14 protein-coding genes are annotated in these 15,651 nt (G+C 57.5%); 5 read left to right on the forward strand and 9 right to left on the reverse strand.

Annotation, left to right across the window (positions count from 1 at the left end):
* The first annotated feature begins 6 nt into the window (after nucleotides 1-6).
* Complete coding sequence (locus tag AC2FF7_RS12175) at nucleotides 7-864, forward strand: DUF302 domain-containing protein (RefSeq protein ID WP_496720793.1); 858 nt, start codon at nucleotides 7-9, stop codon at nucleotides 862-864.
* A gap of 96 nt (nucleotides 865-960) precedes the next feature.
* On the opposite strand, the gene AC2FF7_RS12180 is transcribed toward AC2FF7_RS12175, so the two are convergent.
* Together AC2FF7_RS12180 and AC2FF7_RS12185 are read right to left on the reverse strand one after the other, a co-directional pair.
* A complete protein-coding gene (locus tag AC2FF7_RS12180; protein ID WP_496905688.1) occupies nucleotides 961-2,250 on the reverse strand; it encodes a hypothetical protein in 1,290 nt (429 codons plus the stop codon).
* Between the two features lie 631 nt (nucleotides 2,251-2,881).
* Entirely contained in the window at nucleotides 2,882-4,138 is a 1,257-nt protein-coding gene (locus AC2FF7_RS12185; protein ID WP_496905689.1) for a DEAD/DEAH box helicase, read from the reverse strand.
* 372 nt (nucleotides 4,139-4,510) lie between these two features.
* Here AC2FF7_RS12185 and AC2FF7_RS12190 point away from each other — a divergent pair, with 372 nt between their 5' ends.
* The 3 genes from AC2FF7_RS12190 (at nucleotide 4,511) to AC2FF7_RS12200 (ending at nucleotide 8,575) form a co-directional block, all read left to right on the forward strand.
* Entirely contained in the window at nucleotides 4,511-5,392 is an 882-nt protein-coding gene (locus tag AC2FF7_RS12190) for a DMT family transporter (RefSeq protein ID WP_496848992.1), read from the forward strand.
* A gap of 663 nt (nucleotides 5,393-6,055) precedes the next feature.
* Nucleotides 6,056-8,323: a phage tail protein gene (locus tag AC2FF7_RS12195; protein ID WP_496905710.1), complete on the forward strand. Its 2,268-nt coding sequence runs from the start codon at nucleotides 6,056-6,058 to the stop codon at nucleotides 8,321-8,323.
* Nucleotides 8,324-8,326: 3 nt separating this feature from the next.
* The gene (locus AC2FF7_RS12200) at nucleotides 8,327-8,575 is read left to right on the forward strand and encodes a DUF7742 family protein (RefSeq protein WP_462362596.1); all 249 of its coding nucleotides are present in this window, start codon (nucleotides 8,327-8,329) and stop codon (nucleotides 8,573-8,575) included.
* On the opposite strand, the gene AC2FF7_RS12205 is transcribed toward AC2FF7_RS12200, so the two are convergent.
* Nucleotides 8,556-8,894 carry a TraR/DksA family transcriptional regulator gene (locus AC2FF7_RS12205; RefSeq protein ID WP_496849008.1) on the reverse strand — a complete coding sequence of 113 codons (339 nt, stop codon included), beginning with the start codon at nucleotides 8,892-8,894 and terminating at the stop codon, nucleotides 8,556-8,558. The two genes, AC2FF7_RS12200 and AC2FF7_RS12205, sit on opposite strands and share 20 nt — an antisense overlap.
* Nucleotides 8,895-8,978: 84 nt before the next feature.
* On the opposite strand from AC2FF7_RS12205, the gene cysE reads away from it, so the two are divergent.
* Nucleotides 8,979-9,788: a serine O-acetyltransferase gene (cysE, locus tag AC2FF7_RS12210; RefSeq protein ID WP_170354513.1), complete on the forward strand. Its 810-nt coding sequence runs from the start codon at nucleotides 8,979-8,981 to the stop codon at nucleotides 9,786-9,788.
* A 6-nt stretch (nucleotides 9,789-9,794) separates the two neighbouring features.
* On the opposite strand, the gene AC2FF7_RS12215 is transcribed toward cysE, so the two are convergent.
* From AC2FF7_RS12215 to AC2FF7_RS12240, 6 genes are all read right to left on the reverse strand, one after another.
* Complete coding sequence (locus tag AC2FF7_RS12215; protein ID WP_480865783.1) at nucleotides 9,795-10,031, reverse strand: hypothetical protein; 237 nt, start codon at nucleotides 10,029-10,031, stop codon at nucleotides 9,795-9,797.
* 154 nt (nucleotides 10,032-10,185) lie between these two features.
* A complete protein-coding gene (locus AC2FF7_RS12220) occupies nucleotides 10,186-11,484 on the reverse strand; it encodes a pyruvate dehydrogenase complex dihydrolipoamide acetyltransferase (protein ID WP_496905690.1) in 1,299 nt (432 codons plus the stop codon).
* A 12-nt stretch (nucleotides 11,485-11,496) separates the two neighbouring features.
* Complete coding sequence (locus AC2FF7_RS12225) at nucleotides 11,497-12,867, reverse strand: pyruvate dehydrogenase complex E1 component subunit beta (protein WP_170752604.1); 1,371 nt, start codon at nucleotides 12,865-12,867, stop codon at nucleotides 11,497-11,499.
* Between the two features lie 15 nt (nucleotides 12,868-12,882).
* Nucleotides 12,883-13,872 (reverse strand): pyruvate dehydrogenase (acetyl-transferring) E1 component subunit alpha, encoded by a 990-nt coding sequence (gene pdhA, locus AC2FF7_RS12230; protein WP_170752606.1) that lies wholly within the window; start codon nucleotides 13,870-13,872, stop codon nucleotides 12,883-12,885.
* 149 nt (nucleotides 13,873-14,021) lie between these two features.
* Nucleotides 14,022-14,321, reverse strand: a complete 300-nt coding sequence (locus AC2FF7_RS12235) for an FtsB family cell division protein (protein WP_170354508.1) — start codon at nucleotides 14,319-14,321, stop codon at nucleotides 14,022-14,024.
* Nucleotides 14,322-14,444: 123 nt separating this feature from the next.
* Entirely contained in the window at nucleotides 14,445-15,635 is a 1,191-nt protein-coding gene (locus AC2FF7_RS12240; RefSeq protein WP_480865779.1) for a phosphoglycerate kinase, read from the reverse strand.
* Between the last annotated feature and the right edge of the window lie 16 nt (nucleotides 15,636-15,651).

A 15,651-nucleotide genomic window follows, 5' to 3' on the forward strand; every position in this document is an offset into this window, starting at 1 on the left:
GAGGCCATGCTTAGACGATCAATCTCAACAGTTTTCTCTGCCCTATTCATTTTTGTGGTGAATGCTGAAGCTGCTCTGACTCAAACCGTGCAGCAAGAGGTCGATTCAAATTTTGCGCTTGTGGCGGAGACGGTCGAAGCAGCCGGTTTGCCTGCAATAGCCTCAATTGATCATTCTCGTCTCGCACTGGCTGAAGGCGTGGAGATGCCCGCCTCCCGAGTGCTGATTTACTCGGACCCGGCGGTCAACTCTGCGATACTCTCAGAAAATGTTCGGGCAGGTTTGGACTTACCTTTCCGAGTACTCTCGTACGATGCAGGCGGGGAAGCACAAGTCTCCTTTACCGATGCTGAATTTCTGAAGGCGCGACATGGGTTAGAAGATACAAACGCTTTGGGGGCCTTTGCGGATCTTCAAGCAAGAATTTTGGATGAATTACCCGCTCAATCTGCTCCTGCCGCCGACCTAAGTTTGAACTTTGGAATTATTGAGTTTCAGTCGAAGCTGAACGTAGCAGATGCGGTTGCGAGTTTGACCAAGACCATAAAATCACAGAGTGACACAGTTTGGTTCGGCGAAATCAATTTCGCTTTGGAAGCCGCAGAGCTTGGTGTCGAAATCGAAGAAGCCGTGCTGCTTTTGTTTGGTGGCCCCGCACCTGGAGGCGTAGCGATGGCAGATTTTCCGGCCATCGGGTTAGATGCCTTCTGTCAAAAATTGCTTGTTATCTCGGATGGCAACGATGGGTCCGTCATTCTGTTTAATGACATCGCGGCATTGGCTGAGCTTCACTATGGCAAAAGTGCTAAACCGCATCACATGCTTAACGAGCGATTGACAGAAACATTCAGAAACGCGATTTAGGCGCTTTCGTCAAATGCGGGGTCAAAGGCAGCTTTGTACCGCAGAGCAGCCTTAGCGTAACGCAAAAAAGAACGGCGGGTTTTTTGCTTACCGAGTTCAAAAACTGAAGAGATCCCGATCATACACAAAGCCTTTCGCAATACCGAGCTTCATAGCTGGGCTCTTGTGTTCTTTTACCATGAGGTCGGTGTAGTTATGGGCAAACCTCAGGATATCCACCAGCTTCATGACCATGACAGGATTGTAGTACTGCTTGTAGTACCACAGGCTTTTGCGGCCCGAGGTTGACAAGCCACGCTCAAATCCCATGACCTTGGTCCGTGCCCGAGCGTGATACATGTCCACCGGATGTGTTCCCGCCCGAACTGCGAACTGGGCCATCTGGGCAAAATCTAATCGTGTTGGGTCAGTGCGGAAAATCACCCGCTTATGCGGCTCGTTGACGAAGTGGAACGGATAGTGAATGCCGGCCGTTTCAGACTGACCGGTATGATCCATTAGGAGCGCCCTGATATCGGAGCGTGCCATATTGCCAAAGGAAGCTTCCAAAAGGTACTCCATGGCGCCGTCCTGTGGTCTGGGGACAGCCTGATCACCGTCTCCAGGCAAGAACCCTGCCTGACGCATCAAATACTCCACGCGCTCTAATTCCCTGTTACCATCAGCCACAAACCCCAGGCGCCGCGGATGGCTTTCATTCTTTGCCATGGTGACGTCTGCAATCCGTACCACTCTCTTCTGCACTTCATTTTTGAACACTGCCAAAAAGGCTGAAGAGACACCCGTATCGCGGTCGACTGAAAAGTTCAGCAGTCGATACTTCCGACCGATCTTCTTCTTGAGCAGCATGATATGCGCAAACTCGGCCGCGTCTTGTCGAACCCTAGCGGCCATCTCAAGGAGCCTGATATCGTCATCAAGCTCTCTCGGTTTTTTGTTACGGTGCCACCTACTTGATTTTGGATTGGTCGCCTCGTGTCGTTTGCAAATGTACTCGATGTACTCACTGGCAAACCAAATCCGAGCGTTCTCCCGCATAGAACGAGGCTTTTCTTTGTCTCCGACGATATCCATCGCCTTTTCGACGGCAAGCGGGTGAATGTCAGGATCAACATCTGTTGTAGACGCAATGACATACTTGCTGTCGCTGTGGACGGTACACATGTGGCGCACTTCTACCAGTTTACGAATACCTTTGTCGGGCCAGTTCACCTGAAGGATTTGTGTGTCCGTGGCGAAGTGAGGACAGTCACCTTCAAATACTTCGGGCAGTCGCTTCTCCCGATCTGCTGCAAAGGCTTGGCATTGCTCGTGGATGAAGTCGATCTTCGAATAGACTTCCGGAAGTGATGTATCGAGCAATCGTGAGATAGCTGAAAGCGTCACGCCATTAACCAGCGATCTAAAGACTTTACCATTTAGGTCGCTACGCTTATGTCGCCTCGTCGACCGACCAATCGAAAAGGTCTTCTTACACGCTTTGCACTGATATCTTGGATCTCCTTTGGCCGTCTTACCAAACTTTCGATACCGGCTCGGCATGAGCCCAACGGTCGCTCCATGATTGATACATGCAACACTCGGACAACTTTCACGTTTTGTTCTTCTATTCAGGCGGGAGAGCCTTGCGTATTCTTCCGCCAATGCCCTGTTGGATTTGAGGATGCTAGACCGTCCACAACTTGGGCAAACATAGGTGCGCTCACCTCCAGACCCGGAGACCTTGCCCCGCGCCAAGTTCGAACCAGGGTTAGCTGGTCGGCCGCGCCCATCTCGTGGGTCAGGTAACACGCCGTAAAGGTCACAAAGTGGATTGCGGCAAAAATTGACTGAGAAACCTCCAGGTAGGCGAGGAAGCCGAGTTCTCATTTTGTTCGCAGATTTTTGCGAAGCCTTCTTGGGTTCCAGCACGTCACAAGCTCTTATTTCTAAACGAAAACGACCAGCAGGTTAGCTGCTGGTCGATAGATCGTCAACATTTACCTATAGTGGCTTGCCGAAACGCGGCCCTTTTTTATTATGCTGCTGGACGCCTGCGTGGGCGGCGCCTTTTAGAGGCGGCGGGTTTGGGCCCGGACTTGGCCCCTTGTGGCTTACGCGCCCGGAAGCCGCCCTGTTTGCGAGGCTTCTTGGGCTCGGCGAATTCAGGCATAGTTCCGCTGGCGACCGGAATGTCGATTTTCATCAGCTTTTGTATTTGCTTCAGCTGGTCCAACTCATCCGGGGCGCAGAAAGCGATGCCCTCGCCCTCGCGCCCTGCGCGGGCCGTGCGGCCAATGCGGTGGACATAATTGTCAGGCACTTCGGGCAGGTCATAGTTGATCACGTAAGCGACGCCTGGAATGTCGATGCCACGCGCAGCAACGTCGGTTGCGACCAGCACATTGACCTCGCGAGCGCGGAAGGCTTTGATGGCCCGGTCGCGCTGACCTTGGCTTTTGTTGCCGTGGATTGAAGCCGCGTTGAACCCGTCTTTGACGAGGTCTTTCATCAGCCGCTCGGCCCCGTGTTTGGTGCGCGAGAAGACCAACGTCAGAGCGTCCATATCGGCGGAGAGGATTTCACGCAGCTTGCGAGGCTTATCCGCCCGCGACAGGAAGTGAACGGACTGAGTGATCTTGTCCGCTGCTTTACCCGGGGGCGACACCTGAATGCGCTGCGGGTTGGTGAGGTAAGATTGGCTCAGCTCTTCCATCTGTTTCGGCATGGTGGCCGAGAACAGCATCGTCTGGCGCGGCGTGCCCAATGCGGGTGCGATTTTTCGGAGCGCATGGATAAAGCCCATGTCCAGCATCTGGTCGGCCTCGTCCAGCACCAGATGGCGCACTGAACCAAGGTCGACGGCTCCGCGCTCCATCAGGTCTATCAAACGACCGGGGGTGGCGACCAGAATATCGGTGCCGCGCGATAGGAAGGAAATCTGCTTACCGATGGATTGGCCACCGACAACGGTGGCGACGCGTAGTTTTGTCTTTTGCGTGAGGGTACGCAGGCTGTCCGCGATCTGGTTGACCAGTTCGCGCGTCGGAGCAAGGATCAAAGCCTTGACCGTCTTGGGTGCAGGTTTGGCCGGTTGCGCAAGCAGGTGATCAATCAGCGGTAGGCCAAAAGCCAGCGTTTTGCCGGTGCCAGTCTGGGCCAGACCAAGAATGTCATGTCCATTCAGCGCCATCGGGATGGCCTGGTTTTGGATCGGCGTGGGTTGGGTAAAGTTCGCCCGTTTCAGGGCGTCGTTCAAAGCCGGAGCCAGGCCCAGCATGTCGAAGTCGAACACGTAATAATCCTTTAATATCCGCAACTTTGAGCGCGGATGCTTATTGCCGCGCAAAAGCGCGACAGGCAGGGTTTAGCGAGACCTCGGGACGCACAGGCGTATCCTGCACCGTCCGGTCGTCGCATCAAGAACCCTGCGTGAAGGGGAACCAGGAGAGATATGGTGCGCCGGTGGGGCTAAGGCCCGAATGCTCACGCGGCGGCGCTGATGGCGTGCACATGAGGGTTGGCGCGGGCATTGTCAAGTATTTGTCTGATGGACTGGCGGTCGGAGTTCTAAATTCTGCTGGCGTTCTCAATCAGTTTGAGCCATCGATTTCCGAGTGGCGGTTTAGCGCTTCGTAACACTACGGGGCGAAGTTTGGGGTAGGGAATGAAAGGAAGTGCACAGCAGGGCGATAGCCTGAAACTCGCCAGCGGTGCCCTGGTTCTGGGCGGTATGATGTGGGGGCTGTACTGGATCCCTGTCCGCTACTTCGTGGATCAGGGGCTGGACGGGGCTTGGCCGGGGATTGTGATGTATTCGGTCGCGCTGCTTGGCCTTTTGCCGCTTTTGTGGCGCGACAGGCACGATCTGGCACGGCGCTGGCAGGATTTGATGTTCAGCGGCATGTTTACCGGTGCGGCCTTTGGTCTGTTCACGATCAGTCTGGTCTACACGGATGTCGTTCGAGCCATCCTGTTGTTCTACCTGACGCCGGTTTGGGGCACGATCTTAGGCCGGGTTTTTCTTGGCGAGCGTCTGACCAGAGCCCGCGTTTTGGGGTTGATATGTGGCCTTGGAGGCATGGCGATCGTCCTTGGCAGCGGCCACGGCATCCCTTGGCCCAGCAATGTCGGAGATTGGGCGGCGCTGGTGTCCGGCATGGCTTGGGCGGTGGGCACGCTGGGTTTGTATCGCTCCTCGGGCATTTCGGTTCCGGGGCAGGTTTTTGCGTTTATTGCCGGGGCTCTGCTGCTGTCGCTGATCAGCCTGGTGTTCAGCGCAGGCGGCTTGCAACAGCAAAGCGCGATTGTTGTCGGTGTGCTGCCCATTGCGATGCTGTCGGTGCTGTACACTCTGCCGATGATCTTTCTGACGATCTGGCCCGCGACTTTACTGACACCGGCTCGGGTGGGGTTGTTATTGATGAGCGAGGTTGTGGTCGGCCTAATTTCGGCTGCTGTGTTTTCGGGCGAGCCCTTTGGGCTGCGCGAGGCCGCGGGGGCGGTACTGATTGTGAGTGCCGCTGTGCTGGAGATCGCTCGGGGCTGAGCGAGTTATCGGTGGGTAGACAGATCAGACGCCAACAGTCTTAACAGGCAGTGCGGTTCCCGTTGCATGGGTGTTGCGCAACATATTGACTTTGCGCGCTTTATGCCGTAGTTTTGTGTCATGCTAGGAGAAATGGGCGACGGCCCCGGGTTAACCCCGGTGGCCGTTTTTTGTTTCTATCGTGCGGAGAAAACTCACGCATGAGGTCACAGGCACACATGACTTTGATTACCCCGGAAGAGCGGATTTCCCAGACGGCTGACTTGTTGCAGTCGCTCGAGCGATCCATTCGCGATCTGCGCCAAGCAGCGGAAGAACTGCGCAGGCAGATCGACGCCGGGGAGGATGCAGACTTTGCCGGAGCAGGCAAGCAACTGGGTCAGTTAGAGGGGCTGATCCGAAGTTGTCAGAAAGTGGAGACAAGCTTTGTCGAACAACATCACAGACAAGCCGGAATTGCCCAAGGGGGATATGCGCTCGACCTTGAGCGCGCTCGATTTGAAATCGGGTGCAGGCTGGCTCGCCTCCGCCGATGCTGCGGTGCGGGACAGGTTTCTGAGTGACATCGGGGAGGGGGGGCTGTGTGCCCTCCCTTTCCTCTTCGAGTTCTGGGCGCTGCCGCACCAGCTGCCGCCCGAGGGCGACTGGCGGTCCTGGGTGATCATGGGCGGGCGCGGCGCAGGCAAGACGCGCGCAGGGTCCGAATGGGTGCGGTCGATGGTCGAAGGGCCCAAGCCGCTGGATCGCGGTGAGGCTAGCCGGGTGGCGCTGGTGGGTGAGACCTTCGATCAGGTGCGCGACGTGATGATTTTTGGCGACAGCGGCATATTGCAATGCTCGCCCCCGGACCGCCGGCCGGTCTGGAAGGCATCGGAACGCAAGCTGATCTGGCCCAACGGGGCCGAGGCGCAGGCGTTTTCGGCGCATGATCCCGAGGGGCTGCGTGGCCCGCAATTCGATGCGGCCTGGGTGGATGAATTGGGTTGTGCCGCGATAGACAAAGGAACAAACCAGCCGAACAAATTTCTGGACCCAAAGTCGTCGGAGTCGAGCTTGCCCGTGTATTCCAACGGCCAGCGTGACGATTTTATGCAAGTTCAATACCTACGAGCGGTTCTGGGGTATTGGTCCGACCCAAAGATCAACCCGATCTCAGACGTGTATGGCGGCCCGATGGTGGACATGTCCAATGCCTATGTCTGGGCCTGGGACGCGCGCCCATTTCCCGCCTTTCCGAACCAGCGCAGTCAATGGAGCGATGGCGAAAACTATGCCCGCGGCCATTGGCTGAATGGGCGCTCGGGATCGCGAACTTTGGCCTCTGTGGTCGCCGAGATCTGTCATGGCGCGGGCGTCACGGATATCGACACCACGGAGTTGCACGGGATCGTGCGTGGATACGTGATCGAACAGGTTTCGGACGGGCGCGCCGCGTTGCAGCCACTGATGCTTCGGTATGGCTTTGACGCTATCGAACGCGACGGTGTGTTGCGTTTTCAGATGCGTAACGGGCGGGCTCCGGTTCAGCTTGATAGCGACCTGCTTGCAACCAGTTCTGAGATCGATGGCACCATCGAACATCGCCGCGAAGCCGAGGCGGAGATGACCGGTCGTGTCCGACTTCGATTTGTCCAGTCTGATGCGGATCATGATATCGTCTCGGAAGAGGCCGTTTTGCCGGATACCAGTACCCATTCGGTTTCCGTCAATGAGATGCCGTTGTCGATGACACGCGCCGAAGGCCGTCAAACCGCCGAGCGGTGGCTGAGCGAATCCCGCGTGTCGCGAGAGAGCGTCCGGTTTGCATTGCCGCCTTCGATGCTGAATGTCGGTGCGGGTGATATCATCACCCTGTCCGGCGAACAGGGCGCGCGGTATCGTATCGACCGGCTCGAACAGGCCGAAATGCAGATGGCTGACGCTGTTCGCGTTGAACCGGGTGTTTATACGCCTTCCGATTTGCCAGACGACGACGTCTCGGAAAACCCGTTTGTGGCACCAGTCCCCGTATTTCCAGTTTTCTTGGACTTGCCGCTTATCACAGGATCCGAGGTGCCCCACGCACCTTATCTGGCGATCTCGGCTGATCCATGGCCGGGAAGTGCAGCGGTCTACTCCTCTGCGACTGATGAGGACTATGCTTTGCAAGAGGTGGTCAGCGGGCAAGCTGTTGTCGGATTCACGCAGTCGCCGATGCGCCGGGCAGGTGCCGGGCTGTGGGATGAGGGGGCACCCCTGACTGTCGAACTGATTACGGGTGTTCTGGAATCCCGACCGCGCGACGCGTTGCTGAACGGCGCAAACCTTGCGGCAATCGGCGATGGATCACCGGATAACTGGGAACTCTTTCAGTTTGAACGCGCCACTCTGCAAGAACGCGGTGTATACACTCTGTCAGGCCGTCTTCGCGGACAACTGGGGACAGACGCCAAAATCCCGGAGGTATGGCCTGAAGGCTCGACTTTTGTGCTTTTGGACCAACGGGTGTATCAAACCAACCTGCTGAGGTCTGAGCGCCGTGTCGCCAAGCACTACCGGATAGGCCCTGCGGCGCGCAGTTATGACGATCCGTCCTTTGTACATAGGGTCGAGGCATTCAACGGCAATGGTCTACGCCCTTATGCGCCATCCCACCTGCGTGTTGCCAAATCTGCGAGTGACGATCAGCTGTCGTGGATACGTCGCACGCGCATCGACGGTGATGATTGGTCGGGTATCGACGTGCCATTAGGCGAAGAAACGGAATCCTATCTGGTGCAAGTGCGCGCCGAAGGCGAGTTGGTGCGCGAACTGATCTCAGCCAATCCAAGTTGGATATACACGGCCGCAATGAAATCAGCCGACGGTGTAAGCGCAGGATACACCGTGCAGGTTGCGCAGGTCTCGGCCAGTTATGGTCCGGGTCTACCTGTCAGCCTTGACGTAAGCTAAGTCATACGTCCGGCTCTTCACAGAGATGTAAGTGCTGCGGCGCGCATGCTTACCGAGGCCGAGTTGGCAGATCGGTACATGCGTCGAACCGGTCATCTTCATCCGGTATTCAGCAATGGATTGCTGGCAACCGCAGCATGTATCCGTCCCTTGGACGTTGAACCCAGTTTTGACGATCTACAATACTGTCAGTGTTTCGCGATGGTTTTGAACAGTCTGGTACGGCTTCATCTTAGCCAGACGCGCAGCTGACGCATTTTGTGGCCGCCAGATCCAGTTTTAGCCGACCTGCAGGAATCTCTTCTCCGCAATCTTCGCAGAAACCATACTCGCCGTCCCGAATCCGGTTCAGGGCGGCGGTCAGTCTGCGCCGTTCCAGATCGCGACTGGCTTGATGTGCTTTGGCCATAGCCTGGTTTTGCAACGCGTCCATCCGGCTAAGGCGGCCAACAGCCTGCTGATCCAACTCAACCACAGCCTGCGCGCTTTTGCCCGATGCAGTGCTGTCTGCCAACTCGTCCAGACGAGCGAGGATCAAAGCGCTAAAATGTGCCAGTTCCGAGTCATTCATTTTCGTTATCGTGCGGATCACGGGTTTGCGTTTGGCGTTTTTACCACTAAATGGCATCTTAGGCGCAGCAAAGGATGAAAAGCCATGTTGGAAAAGCGCAGTCACGTGACCCCCGTCGATCCCGTTTGGGATCGTATCACGACCGAAGCTCAGGCGGCCGTGGAGAATGAACCGCTGATGGGCGGGCTTGTCCATGCTTGTGTCCTTCATCACAAAAGTCTTGAGCGGGCGTTGTCATATCGTGTTTCCGCCAAGCTGTGCTCGAACGAGATGTCGATGATGGTTCTGCGTGAAATCGTGGACGAGGCTTATGCCGACGACCCATCACTGATCGAAGCCGCGCGCGCAGACCTGATGGCCGTATATGAACGTGATCCGGCCTGCCACCGGTTGCTGCAGCCAATTCTTTATTTCAAGGGTTATCAGGCGATGCAGGCCTATCGTGTGGCGCATTGGCTTTGGCGTAAGGGTCGTTATGACCTGGCTTACTTCTTCCAGATGCGTTCATCTGAGATTTTTGGCATCGACATTCACCCTGCAGCGAAGATTGGCAAGGGGATCATGATCGACCATGCGCATTCCATAGTGATCGGTGAAACTGCCGTGGTGGGCGACAACGTCTCGATGTTGCACTCGGTGACGCTGGGCGGAACCGGCAAAGAAGAGGAACAGCGTCACCCTAAGATCGGGAACGGAGTTCTGATTGGTGCGGGTGCCAAGGTGCTTGGGAATATCGAAGTCGGCCATTGCAGCCGCATAGCGGCCGGTTCGGTTGTTCTGCAGGAGGTCCCCCCCTGCAAAACCGTTGCGGGTATTCCTGCCAAGATCGTGGGCGAGGCCGGGTGCGATCAGCCCTCGATCTCAATGGACCACATGCTGGGTAAAAACCAGTAAACAGTCTTAGTTCGAGCGGTTGTTCTTTTCGTTCAACCGCTTGAGACGACGTTCTTCCCTGCGCTTTTTACGATCCTCAATGCGTTTGGCACGTTCGGCCTCCCATTTGCCAACCGCACTCTTGGAATTGAACTTCGAGTTCTCTCCTGGATAGCTGTTTGGTTTGGCGTAGGCGTCCGCAGGGGCAAGCGCCGCCAGCATCAGAAGAACCAGAAATGTGCGTGTAATTTGAGTGATGGTCATATGGCACCTGTGCGTCCTTGAATGTCGTGCCACCAATCTGGAGCCCCACAGGTCCCCGAGCAATAGTACGCCTGATCACGTCGGCTCACATCCCGTCAGGCCATGAAAAACCGCGCCGGGGTTGCCCGACGCGGCCTCTGCAAGTTTGCGGGAATCAAGCCAGCATAACCATAGGATTTTCAAGGTTTTCCACGATGGCCTGCAACAATTCAGCCCCAAGCGCACCGTCGATAACCCGGTGATCCACTGACATGGTGACGGACATAACGGTTGCTACGGTCAGCTCTCCGTCGTCTCCGACAACCGGTTTTTTGACGCCCGAGCCCACAGCCAGAATTCCGGCGTGAGGCGGGTTCACAATGGCGTCAAAATTGTCGATGCCGAACATACCCAGGTTCGAGATCGCAAAGGTGCCACCTTGATATTCATGAGGCGCCAGCTTGCGTTCGCGCGCGCGACCGGCCAGATCTTTCATCTCGGTCGATAGCGCCGACAGCGATTTGGTGTCGGCGTCCTGCAGAACCGGGGTGAACAGCCCGCCCTCGATCGCGACAGCGACGGCCACGTCCGAGGGTTTCAGTTGCAGCACCCGATCACCGGCCCATACCGCGTTACAGGCCGGAACCTGTTGCAGCGCGTTGGCGACGGCTTTGATGATGAAGTCATTGACGCTGAGCTTGACGCCCCGACCTTCCAGCTGTTTGTTCAACTGGCTACGGAATTTGAGAAGCGCGTCCAGTTTGATATCGCGACGCAAATAGAAATGCGGGATCGTCTGCTTGGCCTCGGACAGGCGTGCAGCAATAGTTTTGCGCATGCCGTCGAGCTTGATTTCCTCGTAGTCGCGGCCTTCGTACATCTTGGCTACGGCATCTGCCGACGGGCCAGCCGGAGCTGCCGCCGCCGGAGCCGCTGCTGCAGCTGAGGGCGCTGCCGTTGGGGCCGTCGCCGTTGCGCCTTCCACATCTGCTTTGACGATACGTCCATGCGGACCCGAGCCGGTGATCTGCGCCAGATCAAGACCCTTTTGCGCGGCAATCCGGCGGGCCAGAGGCGAGGCAAAGATACGACCGCCATCGGCCTTGACCGGAGCAGCCGGGGCAGGGGCGGGTGCCTCGGACGCCGCTGGGGCGGCCTCGTTACCCGCGGCGACTGTCGGGGCAGCCGCGGGCGCTGCGGCAGGTGCTGCGCTGATGTCGTCAGCGCTTTCGCCATCTTCCAGCAGAACCGCGATGGCGGTGTTTACTTTGACCCCTTCAGATCCTTCGGGGATCAGGATTTTACCAATGGTGCCTTCGTCAACGGCTTCGAATTCCATCGTAGCCTTGTCGGTTTCAATCTCGGCCAGCAGGTCGCCAGACGACACGGTGTCGCCCTCTTTGACCAGCCATTTGGCAAGTGTGCCTTCTTCCATGGTCGGCGACAGGGCGGGCATCAGAATTTCTGTGGGCATCTGTGTCGCTCCTTACCGGTAGGTCACTTGTTTGACGGCCGCGATCACCTCATCCGTGGTGATCAGCGCCAGCTTTTCGAGGTTCGCAGCATAGGGCATCGGAACGTCCTTACCGGTGCAGTTGATGACCGGAGCGTCGAGATAGTCGAACGCTTCCTGCATCACGACCGAGCTGATGTAACTACCGACCGAGCCTTGCGGCCAGCCTTCCTCGACCGTCACCAGACGGTTGGTTTTCATCACCGAGTTGATGATCGCGCCTGTGTCCATCGGGCGGATGGTGCGCAGATCTATGACCTCGGCGCTGATACCTTCTTCGGCCAGCTTGTCGGCGGCTTCCAGCGCGTATTGCATGCCGATGCCAAAGCTGACGATGGTCACGTCCGAGCCTTCACGCCAGATGCGTGCTTTGCCCAGTGGGATGGTCAGATCATCCACTTGAGGCACGTCGAAGGAGCGACCGTAGAGGATTTCGTTTTCCAGGAAAATCACAGGGTTGGGGTCGCGGATGGCCGATTTCAGAAGACCTTTGGCATCAGCAGCCGAATAGGGCATGACGACTTTCAGGCCGGGGATTTGCATATACCATGCGGCGTAGTCTTGGCTGTGCTGCGCGGCCACGCGGGCAGCGGCACCGTTGGGGCCGCGGAATACGATGGGGCAGCCCATCTGGCCGCCGGACATATAGAGCGTCTTGGCGGCGGAGTTGATGATCTGGTCAATCGCCTGCATGGCGAAGTTGAAGGTCATGAACTCGACAATTGGTTTCAAGCCGCCAAAGGCAGACCCCACGGCGATACCGGCAAAACCATGTTCGGTGATGGGGGTGTCAATGACGCGCTTGCTGCCGAATTCGTCCAGCAGACCTTGGGAGATTTTGTAGGCACCCTGATATTCGGCGACTTCTTCGCCCATCAGATAGACGTCTTCGTCGCCGCGCATTTCTTCTGCCATCGCATCGCGAAGTGCTTCGCGGACGGTTTCGGACTTCATCTCGGCATCGGCTGGCCAATCGGGCGACAGGTCAACGACCGGTGCCGCTGGTGCGGCGGCGGGAGCGGGGGCCGGGGCCGCCGCAGGGGCGGCCTCGGTCACCGCTGCTGCTGCGGGCGCAGCCGCGGGCAGGGCGGAAGCGTCTTCGCCTTCTTCCACAAGGACCGCGATAGGCGTGTTGACCTTTACGCCTTCGGTGCCTTCAGCGATCAGGATCTTGCCGACGATGCCTTCGTCGACGGCCTCAAACTCCATCGTCGCCTTGTCGGTTTCGATCTCGGCCATGATATCGCCGGATGATACGGTGTCGCCTTCTTTGACCAGCCATTTGGCCAGCGTACCCTCTTCCATTGTGGGCGAAAGGGCGGGCATGAGAATTTCGGTTGCCATGTCTTAGTCGTCCTCTCAGGCGTAAATGTCGGTCCAGAGCTCTTCGACGGAAGGCTCGGGGCTTTCTTTCGAGAATTCGGCGGCCTGGTTGACGATCTCTTTGATCTCTTTGTCGATCGCCTTCAGGTCATCCTCGGTCGCGTGTTTGCCGGTCAGCAGCAGTTCGCGCACATGCTCAATGGGGTCGCTTTGTTCGCGGACCTTCTGAACCTCTTCACGGGTGCGGTATTTTGCCGGGTCGGACATCGAGTGGCCACGATAGCGGTAGGTCTTGACCTCAAGGATATAAGGGCCTTTTCCGGAGCGGCAGTGTGCGACGGCTTTCTCACCAGCGGCTTTGACCGCAAGCACGTCCATACCGTTGACCATTTCGCCCGGGATTCCGAATGCTTGTCCGCGGTGATAGATATCCGCTGAAGAGGTGGAGCGCGCTTGCGCTGTACCCATGGCGTATTGGTTGTTCTCAATCACGAAAACCACCGGAAGGTCCCACAGGGCAGCCATGTTGAACGTCTCGTAAACTTGACCTTGGTTAGCCGCGCCGTCGCCAAAATAGGTGAAGGTGACGCCGCCGTTTTCCTTGTACTTGTCGGCAAAAGCCAGACCTGCCCCCAAGGGAACCTGCGCGCCAACGATGCCGTGGCCGCCATAGAAATGCTTCTCTTTCGAGAACATGTGCATCGAACCACCTTTGCCCTTGGACAGGCCGCCAATACGTCCGGTGAGTTCCGCCATCACGCCGCCCGGATCCATGCCGCAGGCTAGCATGTGGCCGTGGTCGCGATAGGAAGTAATCCGCTTGTCGCCTTCTTCGGCTGCCGCCTCAAGTCCGACGACAACAGCCTCTTGCCCGATATACAGGTGGCAGAACCCACCGATCAGGCCCATGCCATATAGCTGACCAGCCTTCTCCTCGAATCGGCGGATCAGCAGCATTTCCCGGTAATATGTGGTAAGCTCTTCCGCAGAAACATTTGGTTTCTTTGTGGTTTTTCGCGCAGCCATATCGGCGATCTCCCCCTCTCGGCAAGATAGTTTAGCGTTAAACTATTCAATAAAGCATTTGTCGCTTTGTGGCGAGGAGAAATGTGACGCAGCGTCGAAACCTGCGGAAATCGTCGCGAAGGTATTTTGGGTTTACTCAGTAGAAAGGGTCACTGAATAACGATCTCATCCGAACGGATCATGCCCAATACTGAACGCGCCTGCTGATCCAAAAGGTCCAGATCCAGATATGTATCTGACAGACGGCGTGTGAGGTTTTCCATCTGAGCAATCTCGGCTTCTAGCTTCCCAAGATCGCGCGACAGGGCGTCCCGTTCCGCTGCAATCTCGACCCGTCGGAACAGGCCATAGTCACCCTGAACGGCAGCAAAGGTGAAATACACACCCAGCATAAAAGCTACCATAAAGAATGCGACTGCGCCCAAACCGGGCCGATGGGAACGGGACACTCTGTTTACCGCCGTATGAAACGCCTCAATAACGGGCCCTTTTGGACCTCTGAAAGTACTATGTCACAGGCGATTCGGGTTGTGAATCCCCTGATTCGCAAAAATGCGTCAGAGGTCGAGTTTTTATTGGTCCAGCGCGGCGACGCCCGGCAGGGTTTTGCCTTCCATCCACTCCAAAAACGCGCCGCCTGCGGTCGAGATATACGAGAAGTCCTTGGCGGCACCCGAAGCGTTCAGCGCCGCGACCGTGTCGCCTCCGCCAGCGACTGATACCAAGTTACCCGAGCGGGTCAGGGCGGCGGCTTTCAGGGCGGATGCATTGGTGGCGGCGTCAAAGGGCTCGATCTCGAATGCGCCCAGCGGGCCGTTCCATATCAGCGTCTGGCTTTGGTCGAAGATATCCGAGATCGCTGCGACACTGTCGGGGCCTGCGTCTAGGATCATGCCCTCGTCAGTACACTGGTCCGCAGGCAGGATCTGGTGCGGCGCACCGGCCTCAAACTTTTCGGCGACAACGATGTCAGTGGGCAGAACGATGGTGCAGCCCGCGCCGTCGGCCTTGGCCATGATTTCGGCCGCGGTGCCCTTCATCGCGGTTTCGGCGAGGGACTTGCCGACATTCACGCCTTTGGCCACGAGGAAGGTGTTGGCCATGCCGCCGCCGATCACAAGATAATCCACCTTGGTGATCAGATTGCCCAGCAGCTCCAGCTTGGTCGAGACCTTGGCCCCGCCCACCACGGCCGTCACCGGGCGTTTCGGTGCGCCCAATGCGCCCTCGAGCGCCTCAAGCTCGGCCTGCATCAGGCGACCTGCACAGGCGGGCAGCAGCCGGGCAATGGCCTCGGTCGAGCTGTGGGCGCGGTGCGCGGCGGAAAACGCGTCGTTGCAATAGACATCGCCCAGACGCGCCATACCTGCGGCCAGATCGGCGTCATTCTTGGTTTCAGCCGCATGGAAGCGAGTGTTTTCCAACAGCAGCACCTGGCCGGGCTGCAGTTGTTCAGCGGCCAGTTCGGCCTCGGTCCCGACGCAATCGGCCGCGAACAGAACATCTGCGTCAAAAGCGGTGGTCAGGGTGGGGATCAGCTGTTTCAGCGACAGGTTCTCGCGGCGCTCGCCACCCGGACGGCCGAAATGCGCCAGCAGGATCGGCTTTCCGCCCGCCGCAAGGATATCGCGCACGGTGGGTACGATGCGCTGAATACGGGTGGCGTCGGTCACAACGCCGTCAACGACCGGCACGTTGATATCCACGCGCACCAGCACGCGCTTGCCGTTCAGGTCCATATCGTCCAGCGTTTTCCAGCCCATCGTTCCATCCTTGCCG

The organism is Ruegeria sp. YTSC325 (genome assembly GCF_059609525.1).